General features: G+C 73.1%; 12 protein-coding genes. 7 read left to right on the plus strand and 5 right to left on the minus strand.

Features of this window, described 5'->3' with window-relative positions; genetic code table 11:
- Positions 1–633, plus strand: coding sequence for a response regulator (locus ACLQ2R_RS02140; RefSeq protein ID WP_425957541.1), 633 nt, complete (start codon positions 1–3; stop codon positions 631–633).
- 134 nt (positions 634–767) lie between these two features.
- Here ACLQ2R_RS02140 and ACLQ2R_RS02145 read toward each other — a convergent pair whose 3' ends face one another.
- Positions 768–1229, minus strand: a complete 462-nt coding sequence (locus ACLQ2R_RS02145; RefSeq protein ID WP_425957542.1) for a MarR family winged helix-turn-helix transcriptional regulator — start codon at positions 1227–1229, stop codon at positions 768–770.
- A gap of 92 nt (positions 1230–1321) precedes the next feature.
- Between ACLQ2R_RS02145 and ACLQ2R_RS02150 the strand changes: the two genes are divergently transcribed.
- Positions 1322–2080 (plus strand): SDR family NAD(P)-dependent oxidoreductase, encoded by a 759-nt coding sequence (locus tag ACLQ2R_RS02150; RefSeq protein WP_425957543.1) that lies wholly within the window; start codon positions 1322–1324, stop codon positions 2078–2080.
- A 183-nt stretch (positions 2081–2263) separates the two neighbouring features.
- On the opposite strand, the gene ACLQ2R_RS02155 is transcribed toward ACLQ2R_RS02150, so the two are convergent.
- Both ACLQ2R_RS02155 and ACLQ2R_RS02160 read right to left on the minus strand, forming a co-directional pair.
- Positions 2264–3607 (minus strand): NYN domain-containing protein, encoded by a 1344-nt coding sequence (locus ACLQ2R_RS02155; protein WP_425957544.1) that lies wholly within the window; start codon positions 3605–3607, stop codon positions 2264–2266.
- Between the two features lie 276 nt (positions 3608–3883).
- Positions 3884–6562: a sigma factor gene (locus ACLQ2R_RS02160; RefSeq protein WP_425957545.1), complete on the minus strand. Its 2679-nt coding sequence runs from the start codon at positions 6560–6562 to the stop codon at positions 3884–3886.
- Between the two features lie 215 nt (positions 6563–6777).
- On the opposite strand from ACLQ2R_RS02160, the gene pyrE reads away from it, so the two are divergent.
- On the plus strand, positions 6778–7314 hold the full coding sequence (pyrE, locus tag ACLQ2R_RS02165; protein ID WP_425957546.1) for an orotate phosphoribosyltransferase: 537 nt from the start codon (positions 6778–6780) through the stop codon (positions 7312–7314).
- Between the two features lie 61 nt (positions 7315–7375).
- Here pyrE and ACLQ2R_RS02170 read toward each other — a convergent pair whose 3' ends face one another.
- Complete coding sequence (locus ACLQ2R_RS02170; RefSeq protein ID WP_425957547.1) at positions 7376–7789, minus strand: hypothetical protein; 414 nt, start codon at positions 7787–7789, stop codon at positions 7376–7378.
- 282 nt (positions 7790–8071) lie between these two features.
- Here ACLQ2R_RS02170 and fbaA point away from each other — a divergent pair, with 282 nt between their 5' ends.
- From fbaA to ACLQ2R_RS02190, 4 genes are all read left to right on the plus strand, one after another.
- Positions 8072–9094 carry a class II fructose-bisphosphate aldolase gene (fbaA, locus tag ACLQ2R_RS02175; RefSeq protein ID WP_425957548.1) on the plus strand — a complete coding sequence of 341 codons (1023 nt, stop codon included), beginning with the start codon at positions 8072–8074 and terminating at the stop codon, positions 9092–9094.
- A 192-nt stretch (positions 9095–9286) separates the two neighbouring features.
- Positions 9287–9706, plus strand: a complete 420-nt coding sequence (locus ACLQ2R_RS02180) for a DUF3151 domain-containing protein (RefSeq protein ID WP_425957549.1) — start codon at positions 9287–9289, stop codon at positions 9704–9706.
- 251 nt (positions 9707–9957) lie between these two features.
- Complete coding sequence (locus tag ACLQ2R_RS02185; RefSeq protein ID WP_425957550.1) at positions 9958–11241, plus strand: adenylosuccinate synthase; 1284 nt, start codon at positions 9958–9960, stop codon at positions 11239–11241.
- An 85-nt stretch (positions 11242–11326) separates the two neighbouring features.
- Positions 11327–12253: a glycerophosphodiester phosphodiesterase family protein gene (locus ACLQ2R_RS02190; protein ID WP_425957551.1), complete on the plus strand. Its 927-nt coding sequence runs from the start codon at positions 11327–11329 to the stop codon at positions 12251–12253.
- Positions 12254–12371: 118 nt separating this feature from the next.
- Here ACLQ2R_RS02190 and corA read toward each other — a convergent pair whose 3' ends face one another.
- Complete coding sequence (gene corA / locus ACLQ2R_RS02195) at positions 12372–13502, minus strand: magnesium/cobalt transporter CorA (protein WP_425957552.1); 1131 nt, start codon at positions 13500–13502, stop codon at positions 12372–12374.
- Between the last annotated feature and the right edge of the window lie 464 nt (positions 13503–13966).

Genomic DNA, 13966 nt, shown 5'->3' on the forward strand with positions numbered 1-13966 from the left:
ATGCCGGACAGAGCCAAGATCCTCCTGGTCGACGACCGCGAGGAGAACCTCATCGCGCTCGAGGCCATTCTCAGCTCGCTCGACCTGATACCGGTCCGCGCGAAGTCCGGGGAGGAGGCGCTGAAGGCCCTGCTCGGCACGGAGTTCGCGCTGATCCTGCTGGACGTCCGCATGCCGGGCATGGACGGGTTCGAGACGGCCGCCCACATCAAGCGGCGCGAACGCACCCGCAACATCCCGATCATCTTCCTGACCGTGGTCGACAGCGCTCCCGACTACGCCTTCCGCAGCTACGCGGCGGGCGCGGTGGACTATCTCACCAAGCCCTTCGACCCGTGGGTGCTCAGGGCCAAGGTCGCGGTGTTCGTCGAGCTCTACAACATGAACCGCAGGCTGGCCGAGCAGGCGGCCATGCTCCGCGAGCGCGTCGGCGCCGAGCTGCCCGCCGGTGAGCCGGCCGACCAGGCGGCCGTGCTGCCCGAGCTGTCGCGCCGCCTGACCGCGGCCGAGGAGGAGCTCGTACGGGTCGTCGAGCTGGTCCGCAAGAGCGGCGACCCCGGACTGGCGGGTCCGGTCGCCTCCCTGTCCGGCCGCCTCGACCACCTGCGCGCCGGTTTCGACGCCCTGACCTGACGGGCGCCTCCTGCGTCACGGGCCACGGGCTCCACGGGCGCCGCGAGTTCCGTGAGCGCCGCGGGGCGGGGGTGCCCGTGAAGCCCGCGCCGGCCCTCGCCCGGTGTCGTCCCCGCCGTGTCACCCGGCCGGTGTCACTCCTCGGTCAGGACGGCCTCGTCGGCGTCCCGCCGTAGCCGGTCGTTGGCCCGTTCGAGCGCGGCGAGCACGATCTCGCGTTCCTCCCCGCTCGTGCCGCCCAGCGTCTGTTCGGCGAGCTCCGCCCACACCCGCTCGATGCCGGGCACCAGCGCGTGACCGGCGTCCGTGACCACGATGCGCACCTGGCGGCGATCCGTGGCGACCGCCTCGCGCCGGAACCAGCCGCCGCTCTCCAGTCGTGCCAGGCTGCGGGTCGCGGTCGGCGGCTCGATCCCGATCCGCGCCGCCAGCTCCGAGACCGTCATCCCCTCGCGCTGCTGGGCCAGGAGCCAGAGCAGCACGTCCTGACCGGGGTGCAGGCCGAGCTCCGCGAGCTTGCGCGCCTTCACGGCGCGGTACAGCTTGCTCATCTTGTTCAGCGCCCGGTTGGCACGCATCGCCTCGCTCGCATCCACGACCACCATCCTACCGGCTGCATAGTCGGCTAATGGATAGCCGACTAATATATGGTCGGCTAAGAGGTGTTCGGCTAACCATTGGAGGGACGATGGATCTCGGACTTGACGGCCGGGTCGTGCTGGTCACCGGGGCGTCCGGCGACATCGGCTCCGCGATCGCCAGGGCGTTCGCGGAGGAGGGGGCGGTGGTCGCCGCGGGCTGGCACGGCAACCAGGAGGGGGCCCGCGCCGTCGTCGACCCGATCGTCCGGGCCGGAGGGAAGGGGATGACGGTGCGGATCGACCAGCGTGACCGCGAGTCGGCGGCGGCGGCCGTGCGCCGGATCGAGGGCGAGCTCGGCGACGTCGCGGTCCTGGTCGCGAACGCGGTCGCCTGGCCGGAGCGGGCGCCGGAGACGTGGGACAGCCTGACCGACGGCCTCACCGCGAACGTGACGGGGACGATGGCCGTGATCGACGCCGTCCTGCCCGGCATGAGGAGCGCCGGCTGGGGACGGCTGGTGCTGATCTCGTCGGACGTGGTCGACCAGCCCATACCCGCGGCCGTGGCCTACGCCGCCGCCAAGAGCGCGCTGGAGGCGGCCGCGAGGGTGCTCGCCGTCCGGGAGGCCCGCCACGGCGTCCTCACCAACGTCGTGAGGCCGGGCTTCACGCTGACGGAGCGGGCGCTGAACACCCCCGGGCTCGGACGACCGGCCGTCGACGCCGAGGGCGCCCAGACGCCGACGGGCCGCATCTGCACGCCACGGGACGTCGCCTCCGCGGTCGCCTACCTCGGCTCCGCCGCGAACGGGCACGTCAACGGCGAGATCCTCTCCGTGGCGGGCGGACGGCACCTGACCCGCTGACGACCGTCGCGGCGTCCCCGCCCTGCGGGCCCGTGCCCCCCGGCGGGCACCGCCGTACCAGGTGGCGCGTGGCGGACCTCGTCGTGCAGCAGGAAGTCGATCGGCAGTGACAGACCCTGGAGCGGGCGAGCCTCCAGGGCCGCCGTACCAGGTGCCGCCGTACCGGGCGGACGGCCCGTCGCCTCAGCGCCGGGCGCGCTCCAGGGCGTCCCAGAAGCCGCGGCGCAGCGCGTGGCGGACCTCGTCGTGCAGCAGGAAGTCGATCGGCAGCGACGAACCCTGGAGCAGGCGCGCCTCCAGGTCGGAGGGCATCCGGGGCTTGCGGGCCAGGACGGCCTCCAGCCACAGGGCGGGCGCGTCCTTGGCGACGGACTCGCCGAAGTCGTGCCCTTCCTTGTGCGCGGCCTGCACCGCGTCGGAGAGGGTCGTCGCCGCGCTCGTGCCCGTGCTCTGCTGCGGCACCGGCGCGGCGTGGGGACCGGTGTAGGCACCCATCTGCGAGGGCTGGTACGCCGCCATGCCGCCCGTGTTGCCGCCGGCGGCGCCACCGACGTTGGGACCGCCCAGCGAGTACTGCGGGGCGGGCGGCGCGGCCTGCCCGCCCGGGGCCGCGTGGGACGGCGCAGAGGAGGGCGGCGGGGACGCCTGGGGCATCGAGGACACCGGCGGCCCGGAGGACGCCGGGGACGCCGAGGACGCCGAAGGCGCGGAGGGCGCGGAGGACGCCGGGGGCATCGAGGACATCGGCGGGGACCCCGGGGGCGCCGGGGCGGGCGGGGTCGGCGCGGACTGGGGGAGCGGTGACTCCTGGGTGTAGCCCGAGTAGGCGGGAGGGGACGGCAGCGCGGGCTGGGCGTGGGCCGCGCGGGAGGTGCGCACCGCCGGGACGGGACCGGTGGCCGGGCCGGCGCCCGCGGAGCCGTTGGCGCGGGAGGCGACCGCGTGGCCGTTGGCGTGCCGGTGACCGTTGGACGCCGGGGCCGGTGTCTCGCCGCCGGCCAGGCCGACGTGCGGGCGCAGATGACCGGCACCGATCTCGATGAGGTCGTCGCACTCCTGGCGCAGCGTCCGGGAGACCGCCCAGTTCCCGTCCGCGTTGATGTGCACCACCGTCACCCGGACGCCGAGGTCCTGGGCGTCGCACACGACCTGCGCCAGGTCCTCGTCACCGCTGACCACGACCGCGTCGCAGACCGCGCCGTTGCGGGCCAGCGTCATCAGGTCCCGGTGGACCTGGGCGTCGACGCCCTCGCGGCGGCCGGGACGGATGCGCGACAGGCGGAGCTTCAGGCCGGGGATGTCGGCCAGCGTGTCGTGCTCGGGGGTACGGCGGCCCTCCACGGTCGCCTCGTACCAGTAGCAGCGCAGCAGCGGCAGGCCGGTGCGCTCCCTCGACAGCTTGTTGAGCAACTGGAGCAACCCCGGGTAGTCCCAGGCGACCGACTCGCGGTGACGGGTCCCGTGCACCGCCATCGCGCCGTCGGCCAGCAGGTAGCCGGCGTCCACGAACAGCGCGCAACGATCCACACGACACCGCCCTTCCTACGTGGCCCGATCCTTCGGCTCAGACAGGCCTGAAACGACCCCCGAGAGACCGGACAGGCGGCCCTTCCTCAGGGTAATCAAGCGGCTGACCCCAGGAGGGTGAATCCCGACGATTCCACCCGCGCTCGACCAAACGTTGGAGTGTTCACCGGAGACCGTACCAGTTCGTCCCGTTCGCAGACCGGCTCGGTGAGGCGCGCGCACCCGCTCCCCGTCATCCTGTCATCCGTACCCGGGAGTCCGGGAGTGTCGCGGGCGTCACGGGGTCGTCCGGACGCTCACCGCCGCCGCGCCGAACAGCAGGACGTCCTGGCGCGTGCTGAGTTCCAGCACCGGGTCACGGCCCAGCGGCGCCCGGAAACGGTCCACGTCCGTGCCGAACGTCGCCTCGCCCCGCGCCCCGGTGGCGGAGCCGTCGAACGGGTTGCGCGGGTCGCGCTCCCCTCCGGCGGGCCGCAGGGTCCGGCCGCCGATCCGCACCCGGTCGCCGGGGACGTCCGCGTCGCCCTCCCACGTCACCAGAGCCATCCTGGCGGCCACCCTGGCGGGTCCCAGCCCGTCGAGCGGCACGCGCACGGAGCGCCGCCCCGCGCCCAGCACGGTCGCGTCGTCCACGACGACGGCCTGGCTGTACGGCCGGCGCGGGTCCGCCACGACGACCACCAGGCTCCACCCCGCGTGCCGCGACACCCCGGCCCGCACCGAGGCGTCGGCCACCCAGTACGTCCCGTCGACCCTGCCCAGCAGGCGCGTCACGTCGGCGAACGCCTGGTACCCCCTTCCCACGGGCAGTTCCCTGTGGACCACCTGTTCCGCCCTGACCTGCCGGTACTCCCTCTCCCCCGGCACCTTGAGCCTGACGTTCCCGCTCGGGGTCGCGCTCGCCGACCAGTAGAGGCCCGCCCAGACCACCTCGCTGTCCGGCGGCAGCACGAGACGGGCGGAGCTGGAGACGCGCGTCGACGGATCGCCGTCCCGGTCCAGGGGGCGCATCTCCCAGCCGTTGTTGTCGCGCCTGCCGCCCCTGCGCGCGCGGGCGCTCTCGCACTCCGGACGGGAGGGGGAGCAGCTCAGCAGGGTGTTGCCGATCGCGGAGACCGCCACCCGGCCGTCGGTGGCGAACCTGGCCGGGGCGCCCTCCGCCCGCACCCCGGTGCGCGCCACGGCCGTGGTCCGCGCCCCCGGGACGGTGACCGTGACCGAGGGCACCGCCCCCGAGACCGCCTGGTCCGACACGAGGACCCTGAGGAACACCGCCGTGATCCGGCCCGCGGGGAGCGAGCCGCGCACGCACCTGGCCCCCCTGCTCCTGGCCCGGCAGGACCAGCCGTCGACCGTGCCGACGGGGGTCACGGCGCCGACGGCCTGTCCCCTGCGGGAGGTGGGCGGCAGGCTCACACCGCGCGGCAGGACGACGTCGGCGACGACCTCCCCGCTCGGCCCGCCCCCGGCGTTGCGCAGCCGCACGGCCACGATGCCCGCCTTGGACCTGACCAGGGCGCCGAGCACGTCGATCGTGGTCACCAGATGGGGCACCGGCGCGCCGGGACCCGCGGGTTCGACCCCGGGGGGCCCGGCCGGTCCCGGCACCGGGGTGGCGGCCGCCCCCGGCGCCGGCGTGTCCGGGATGCCCGATCCGCCCGGCCCGCCTGGTCTGCCCGGTCCGCCGGTGATGTCCGGGGGCGGCACCAGCGGGTCGCGGGCGCCGGGGACCGGCGTACCGGGCCGTCCGGCGTCGGAGCGGCCCGGTACGCCCGGTGCGTCGGTGCCGGAAGTGGCGGTACCGGACATGCCGGGGCCAGACGTGGCGGTACGGGGCGTGTCGGTGCCGGGGATCGGGAAGGCGACGATCGGCTCGGAGGCCGCGCTCCGCGTGGGTTCCGTCCGGCGGCCGGGCGCCAGGACGAGGACCGCCGCCACCACGACCACGATCGCGGTGATCGCGGCTCCGGCGGCGAGGGCGCGCCGCGTGGAGCGGGGGGCCCCGCGCCAGAGGCCGGGCAGCCCGCCCGCGTCCGCCGCGCCCATCCTGCCGAGCGCCGCCAGGTAGGCCGGGAAGGCGGGACCGACGACGAGCGGGCCGACGACGGAACGCATGCTCCGGCCGATGCCGGTCGCCTCCGCGAGCACCGCCCGGCAGCCGGAGCACCCGTCGAGGTGCTCGTTCACCACCCTGGCCTGCGCCTTGCCCAGGCTGCCGCGGACGTGGGGGCCCATCCTGGCCAGCACGGGCCTGCACTCGGGCACGCGGGTCTCGGCCAGGTGGACGCGCAGGCACGCCTGGCGCATTCCCTCCCTCGCCCGGTAGGCGAGCGCGTCCGTGCCGCCGACCGTCAGCCCCAGCAGGAGCGCGGTGTCCTCGGGCGCGGTCCTCTCGACCTCGGTGTGCCACAGGACGAGCTGCCAGCGCTCGGGCAGCGAGCGGAAGGCCCTGGCCACCGGCGAGCGTTCCAGGACCGCCGACGACGGGTCGGCGAGGGGCGCCCCCGGGTCGGCGACGACCGGCTCGTCCCCGGCGGGCTCCCCGTCGTCCCCGGCGGCACCACCCCCCGAGGCCCCGGCACCCTCGTCACCGTCGGCACCGTCACTCCCGACGCGGTCACGTCCAACGCCGTCACGTCCGGCATCGTCGCGTCCGGCCCGGCCTGCCGGGGTGTCGCCTCCAGCCGCGCGGTCTCTCACCGCGCGGCGGAGCGCGGTGAGCAGGTAGACGCGGAACGCCTGCTCCGGGCCGTCCCCCCGGTCGATCACGCGGTGGATCCTGGCGAACGTCTCCTCCACGACGTCCGCGGCCCCGATCTCGCCCGGCAGGAGCAGGCCGGCCAGGGCGTGCGCCGCGGGAGCGTGCCGCCGGTGCAGCGACCGGTACGCGGCCGGATCGCCGTTCCTGGTGGCGGCCAGCAGTTCGGCATCGCCTTGAGATGTTTTCCCACTCATTGTGACCTCACCATTACCCACGGTTGCCTGCCGGATGATGCCGCAGTCCGTGCCGGGAGTAAACCCGGATCGCACTTTTGCCACCGTCGGACCGGAACCGCGGCCGTCGTGGGTCCGGCACGGGTCCGCCCGTAGGTCCGGCGCGGATGCGGCGCCGGACCCGGGAGGGGGTGGGCCCGATCGGGTGACGCCGGGGCCGCCCTACCCTGTGTGCCATGAGCGATCGTGAGAGCCTGCTGGCGGAGATCAAGGGCAAGGGAGTGGTGCACGGCAAGGTCGTGCTCTCCTCGGGCCGGGAGGCCGACTTCTACGTGGACATGCGCCGGGTGACCCTCGACGGAAGCGCCGCGCCGCTGGTGGGCCGGGTCATGCTCGACCTGACCGAGGACCTGGAGTACGACGCGGTCGGCGGGCTGACGCTGGGCGCCGACCCCGTGGCGGCCGCCATGCTGCACGCGGCCGCGGCCCGGGGCAGGACCCTGGACGCGTTCGTGGTCCGCAAGGCGCAGAAGGCCCACGGCATGCAGCGCCGGATCGAGGGGCCGGACGTGGCGGGGCGGCGGGTGCTGGCGGTGGAGGACACCTCCACGACCGGCGGGTCACCCCTGACCGCGGTGGAGGCGCTGCGCGAGGCGGGCGCCGAGGTCGTGGCGGTCGCCACCATCGTGGACCGGGGAGCCGGACCGGCGATCGCCGAGGCCGGGCTGCCGTACCGGACCGCCTACACCCTGGCCGACCTCGGCCTGGCCTGAGGGATCCCCCTTCTCCGCGAAGACCACCGGCCGGAAGGGGTACGGACGGTGAAGGGACGCGTCAGTCGCGGGAGACCGTGAACTCCTCGCGTCCCCCCGTCCCGGCGGGGGGACGGACGGCCCCGTTCACCTGGACGCGGACGGCGGCGGAGTCCCCGAGGACCACGTCGACCTTGGGGTCGGAGGACTGGAACCGCTCGCCGAGGCTCATCTCCCGGTCGAACAGCACGTCGCCCCCGGTGGCCTTGAGGAAGACCGTGGGGCAGTGCTCGCGCAGGCACTCGACGAGGACCGTGGGGGCCCGGCCGGTGCCGGTGGACGGGGAGGCGGGGGAGGAGACGGCGGCCCGGGTGGACGCCGGGGACGTCTCCGCGTCCGAGCCGAGGCTGCCGATCAGCGACAGGACGCCGAACGCGATCAGGACGACGAAGGCCAGCACAGCCAGTCCGAGAAGGACCAGGCGCGCGATACCCATGGGGTCAGACCTGTGGCGTCCCACACTGTGGAGGTTAGCGGTTCGTGAGGAGATTTCACGACCAACCCTCGCAAATCGGTACGGACACCCCCGAACGCGGATGATCGTCTGGGCCGGTACCGTGGACCGAAAGCCCGCGGCGGACGGCCGTACCGCCCGGAATGTCGGGGTGCGCTGTCCGCTCCGCGAGGGAACCCGGGATACTGGCCTATGGGCCATGTCCTCATGCCCCGCACCCCGCTGTTCCCTGCCGTTCACAGCCGTCTCCAGGGAGATGACACGATGCCTATCGCGACCCCAGAGGTCTACGCCGAGATGCTCGACCGGGCCAAGGCGGGAGGTTTCGCCTACCCGGCCATCAACGTGACCTCTTCACAGACCCTCAACGCCGCGCTCAGAGGGTTCGCCGAGGCCGAGAGCGACGGCATCATCCAGGTGTCCACCGGTGGCGCCGACTTCCTCTCCGGCACCACGGTCAAGAACATGGTGACCGGTTCGGTGGCGCTCGCGGAGTACGCCCGCGTGGTCGCGGCGAACTACCCCGTGACGGTCGCGCTGCACACCGACCACTGCCCCAAGGACAAGCTCGACGGCTTCGTCCGCCCGCTGCTGGACATCTCCCTGGAGCGGGTGGCCAGGGGCGAGGACCCGCTCTTCCAGTCGCACATGTGGGACGGTTCCGCCGTTCCCCTGGACGAGAACCTGGAGATCGCCAAGGAGCTCCTGGAGAAGACGGCCCGCGCGCGGATCGTCCTGGAGGTGGAGATCGGCGTCGTCGGCGGCGAGGAGGACGGCGTCGTCGGCGAGATGAACGACAAGCTCTACACCACCACCGACGACGCCCTGGCGACCGCCGAGGCCCTGGGCCTGGGCGAGCGGGGCCGCTTCATGCTCGCCGCGACCTTCGGCAACGTGCACGGCGTCTACAAGCCGGGCCACGTCAAGCTCCGCCCGAGCGTGCTCAAGGACATCCAGGAGGCGGTCGGCGCCAAGTACGGCAAGGACGCGCCGTTCGACCTGGTCTTCCACGGCGGCTCCGGCTCGCTGCTGGAGGAGATCCACGAGGCCATCTCCTACGGCGTGGTGAAGATGAACATCGACACCGACACGCAGTACGCCTTCACCCGCCCGATCGCCGAGCACATGTTCAAGAACTACGACGGCGTGCTCAAGGTCGACGGCGACGTCGGCAACAAGAAGGCCTACGACCCGCGCTCGTACGGCAAGTCCGCCGAGACCGCGATGGCGGCGCGCATCGTCGAGGCCGCCCAGCACCTGAAGTCCGCCGGGACCAAGCTCTCCTGAGGTCACACCCTCCCGAGTCGCGAGCGAGCCACGAGCGAGCCACGAGTCGGCCGCGGGCGAGCCACGAGCGAGCCGAGGGCCCGCGGCGAGGAGGCGGTGAGGCCGCCGGAATCGCGTCACGAGATCGGCTCCCGGAAAGTCTCCGGGGGCCGATCTTGGCCTGGTGCGGGTACACCGGGTAGGACTGTCGGTATGGAATCGCACGAGAACCTCCTCGCGGGCCCGCAGCCCACCCTCCTGCCCGACGTGCCAGAAGCACGGGAGGCCCTGGAATCCGGCGCCAAGGCGTCCGACGTAGCCGCGCGTTTCCCGGCCCATCCGGCCGCCTGGGCGGTGCTCGCGGACGAGTACTTCGCGGCCGGGCACGCCGTGACGTCGTACGCGTTCGCCCGCACCGGTTACCACCGCGGGCTGGACCAGCTCCGCAGGGCGGGCTGGAAGGGGCACGGTCCCATCCCCTGGGAGCACGCCGCCAACCGGGGTTTCCTGCGGTGCCTGCACGCGCTGGCCCGTGCCGCCCAGAGCATCGGCGAGAAGGACGAGGCCGAGCGCTGCTTCCAGTTCCTCAAGGATTCCAGCGCCTCGGCGTTCGAGGAGCTCACCGGCCACTGACCCGGCACCTTCCGGATCCGGGCGGCCCCCGTCCCCGCCCCGGGGCCGGAGCCGGACCCACCCCCTGAACCGGCCCTGAACCGGCCCTGAACTGGCCCGATCCACGCCCGTGCCACCGCCTGGATCTCCCGTCCCGCCCTCCGGCGAGGGACGGGAGATCCCCAAATCGGACGCCGTCGGGTATTCTCTCCTCGCAAGAGCCCCTGTCGCGATTGCGCCAGGGGTTTTCGGTTTTGCGGTTGGAGATCACGATGCCGGCTGTGGTTCTCGTTGGTGCCCAGTGGGGCGATGAGGGCAAGGGGAAGGCGACCGACCTGCTCGGTGACCAGGTCGACTACGTCGTCAGATACCAGGGAGGCAACAACGCGGGACACACGGTCGTCATCGGCGACCAGAAGTACGCGCTGCACCTGCTGCCGACGGGGGTGCTCTCCCCCGACGTCGTCCCGGTGATCGGCAACGGCGTCGTCATCGACCCGGGCGTGCTGCTGAGCGAGATCGACGGCCTGGCGGCCCGGGGGGTCTCCGCCGAACGGCTGCTGATCTCCGCCGACGCGCACCTGATCATGCCCCACCACAAGGCCCTGGACAAGGTCACCGAGCGTTACCTGGGCAAGGCCAAGATCGGCACGACCGGCCGGGGCATCGGTCCCGCGTACGGCGACAAGATCTACCGGATGGGCGTGCGGGTGCAGGACCTGCTGGACCCGGGCATCCTGCGGAAGAAGATCGAGGTCGCGCTGGGCGAGAAGAACCAGATCCTCACCAAGATCTACAACCGCCGGGCGATCGAGCCGGAGAAGGTCCTGGAGGAGTACCTCGGCTACGCCGAGCGCCTCACCCCGCACATCGCCGACACCTCGCTGGTCCTCAACCGGGCGCTGGACGAGGGCAAGGTCGTGCTGCTGGAGGGCGGGCAGGGCAACCTGCTCGACATCGACCACGGCACCTACCCGTTCGTCACCTCCTCCTCGCCGACGAGCGGCGGCGCCTGCTCGGGCTCGGGCATCCCGCCGACCCGGCTGACCCGCGTGATCGGCATCCTGAAGGCGTACACCACCCGGGTGGGCTCGGGCCCGTTCCCGACCGAGCTCGACGACGAGATGGGCGAGTGGCTGCGCACCACCGGCGGCGAGTACGGCGTGACCACCGGGCGCGACCGCCGCTGCGGCTGGTTCGACGCGGTCATCGCCCGCTACGCCACCCGGATCAACGGCGTCACCGACTACTTCCTCACCAAGCTGGACGTGCTGTCCGGCCTGGAGAAGATCCCGGTCTGCGTGGCGTACGAGGTCGACGGCGTGCGTCACGAGGAGATCCCGATGACGCAGACCGACTTCCACCACGCCAAGCCGGTCTACGAGGAGTTCCCCGGCTGGAAGGACGACATCACCGGCGTCCGCGACTTCGACGACCTGCCCGCCAACGCGCGGGCGTACGTCAAGGCGCTGGAGGAGATGAGCGGCTCGCGGATCTCCGCCATCGGCGTCGGCCCCGGCCGCACCGAGACGCTCCAGATCCACCCGATGATCTGATTTGGGCCCCCGCGGCTCGCGTCCCGTCCCGTCCGGGCGCGAGCCGTACCGGGGAATCGGCGCGCGAGCTGGATAAGGTCCCTGTGTGCATGCCGAGATCCACGGTCATCGAGGAGCCCGCGGGCTCCGTCCCGAGAACACCCTGCCCGGCTTCGCCCACGCGCTGGAGGTGGGCGTCGACGCGCTGGAGCTCGACGTCGCGCTGACGGCGGACCGGCGGGCGGTGCTCACGCACGACCTCACCGTCTCCGGCGTGACCAGCGCCGACGTCCGCCCTGCGGTCCACGGCGACCCGCTCTTCCCGTACGTGGGCAGACCCGTCGGCGAGCTCACGCTGGCGCAGCTGCGCACGCTGGAGTGCGGGGTGCGGACGCCGCGCCACCCCGGAGACCGTTTCGCCGCCACCCAGGTCCCCGTGCCGAACACCCGGATGCCGACGCTGGGCGCGGTGCTCGCGCTGCTGGACGCCTACGGCGCCGACGGGGTACGGGTGCACGTGGAGCTCAAGTCCGACCCGACCAGGCCGCACCTGAGCGCCGACCCGGCCGCGTTCACCGAGCTGGTGGTCGCCGAGCTGGACCGGCACCGCAGGCTGGACCGGGCGGCGATCCTCAGCTTCGACTGGCGGATCCTGCGGATCGCCCGCTCGCTGACCCCGGCGACCCCGCGCTACGCCCTGATCGAGCGCGCCACCATGGACGACGCCTGGCTGGACGGCCTGCGCCTGGACGACTTCGGCGGCGACATCGCGGCCGCCGCCGCCGAGGCCGCGGGCACCGTCCTGTCCCCCGATCACGTGCTTGTCGACGCCGAGCTCGCCCGGCGGGCCGAGAAGGCCGAGCTGCCGCTGGCGGTGTGGACCGTCAACGAGCCCGCGCGGGCCGCGGAGCTGCTCGACCTCGGCGCGGCGGCGATCGTCACCGACTACCCCGACCGGATGATCGATCTGTGGTCGGAGCGGGGGATGCGCGTGCCCGCGCCGGTCACCCCGGCGCGCTCGATGAGCGCCTGACGCTCCTTCCCGGCCCGTACCCGGCCCGTACCGGATGACCGGGCGGGCCGGGCGCGGGGAGACGGACCGGGCGGGCGGGCCGGGCGCGGGGAGACGGGTCGGAGGCCGGGAGGCCCCCTCACATCCAGCCGTTGCGGCGGAACCCCCGGTAGAGCAGCGCGCAGGAGATGATCATCACGCCGATGACCAGGGGATACCCGAGAACCGAGTCGAGCTCGGGCATGTGGTCGAAGTTCATGCCGTAGATGCCGGCGATCATCGTGGGGACGGCCATGATGGCGACCCAGGAGGAGATCTTCCGCATGTCCTCGTTGGCGAGCGCGTTGGAACGGGCGAGCGCGGCCTGCAGGACGGAGTTGCACAGCTCGTTGGAGGACTCGACCTGCTCGCAGGCGCGGGCCAGATGGTCGACGACGTCGCGGAAGTACTCCCGCATCTCCGAGGGGATCATCCGTCGCTGGGCCAGCGTGGACATCGGGGCCTGGAGCGGCATGACGGACCGCTTCATCTCGATCATCTCGCGCTTGAGGTTGTAGATCCGGCCGATGTCGCGGGCGCTGACGTCGGCGAAGACCATGGCCTCGACGTCCTCCAGCTCGGTCTGCATCCGGTCGGCCACGGTCATGTACGTGTCGACGACGTGGTCGGCGATGGCGTGCAGCACGCCGGTCGGGCCGCGGTTGAGGAGCTTGGGCTTGTCCTCCAGGCGATCGCGGACCTCGGTGAGCGGGCAGTGCCTGCCGTGCCGCACGGTGACCACGAAGTCGGAGCCGACGAAGACCATGATCTCGCCGGTGCCGATGATCTCGCTGGTGGCGGTCAGCACGTCGTGGTCGAGGTAGGCGACGGTCTTGAGGACCACGAACACGGAGTCGCCGTAGCGTTCGACCTTGGGCCGCTGGTGAGCCTTGACGGCGTCCTCGACGGCGAGCGGATGCAGGGCGAAGACCTCCGCCAGCCACTCGACCTCGGGGGCGTCGGGCTCGTGCAGGCCGACCCAGACGAACGCGCTGCCCTTGGCCGAACCGCCCTCGGCGGCGGCGTTGTGCGCGCGGACGCGCTCCAGGGCGTCGGGGATGCCCAGGGCGTCGATCTTCCTGCCGCCGATGTAGGCCGCGTACTCGACGAGCGAGTCGCTCGGCGGGACGCAGACGCCGGTCATCCGGTCACGGAGCGAGACCGAGGGGGCGTGCGGGGCGCGGATCGTGCGGACGTGCTTGATGCGGGGGAAAAGAAGTGAGGAGCGCATGGCGAGCCTTTCCCGCCCGACCCGGCGGGATTCCGCACGCGCGGTCCCACCTCAGGCAGAGGCGGCCGGGCACGCGGCGCCGATCGGGCACCGAGACGAGGTGGTCGGAAGTGCGCACAGCAGGCGTGCGCGGCACGTACTGCTGGGATCGCCAGAGGACATCCCGAACCACCTCCAATCGGCAGGAGACACGCAAAGCCACCCGAACCTAACACGGTCGGGGGCTTGGTCCCAGCTTACTCCCAGGTTCAAGCACCGATCATGCACAACCTGCCAAAATTCGCACCCGCTTTCGGGCCGGTCGCCGCGCGCACGGATGCGCTCCGTGCTCGCGACCGTCACCCGTCGCCCGTCGCCCGTCACCGGTCGCCGGGGGCCGGGGGGCCGGGCCCCGCCGCCCCCCGCCCCCCCGCCCGCGCCCCGCCCGCCGCGCGCGGGCCGGCCGGGCCCCCCGCAGGGCGGGG

Source organism: Streptosporangium sp. DT93 (assembly GCF_049844535.1).
GTDB lineage: Bacteria > Actinomycetota > Actinomycetes > Streptosporangiales > Streptosporangiaceae > Streptosporangium.

Bases quoted from the DNA above. Each gene is read 5' to 3' on its own strand.
- pyrE (WP_425957546.1), top strand. From the start codon at position 6,778: ATGAGCGATCGTGAGAGCCTGCTGGCGGAGATCAAGGGCAAGGGAGTG.
- ACLQ2R_RS02140 (WP_425957541.1), top strand. From the start codon at position 1: ATGCCGGACAGAGCCAAGATCCTCCTGGTCGACGACCGCGAGGAGAAC.
- ACLQ2R_RS02160 (WP_425957545.1), bottom strand. From the start codon at position 6,562: ATGAGTGGGAAAACATCTCAAGGCGATGCCGAACTGCTGGCCGCCACC.
- corA (WP_425957552.1), bottom strand. From the start codon at position 13,502: ATGCGCTCCTCACTTCTTTTCCCCCGCATCAAGCACGTCCGCACGATC.
- ACLQ2R_RS02170 (WP_425957547.1), bottom strand. From the start codon at position 7,789: ATGGGTATCGCGCGCCTGGTCCTTCTCGGACTGGCTGTGCTGGCCTTC.
- ACLQ2R_RS02150 (WP_425957543.1), top strand. From the start codon at position 1,322: ATGGATCTCGGACTTGACGGCCGGGTCGTGCTGGTCACCGGGGCGTCC.
- ACLQ2R_RS02185 (WP_425957550.1), top strand. From the start codon at position 9,958: ATGCCGGCTGTGGTTCTCGTTGGTGCCCAGTGGGGCGATGAGGGCAAG.
- fbaA (WP_425957548.1), top strand. From the start codon at position 8,072: ATGCCTATCGCGACCCCAGAGGTCTACGCCGAGATGCTCGACCGGGCC.
- ACLQ2R_RS02180 (WP_425957549.1), top strand. From the start codon at position 9,287: ATGGAATCGCACGAGAACCTCCTCGCGGGCCCGCAGCCCACCCTCCTG.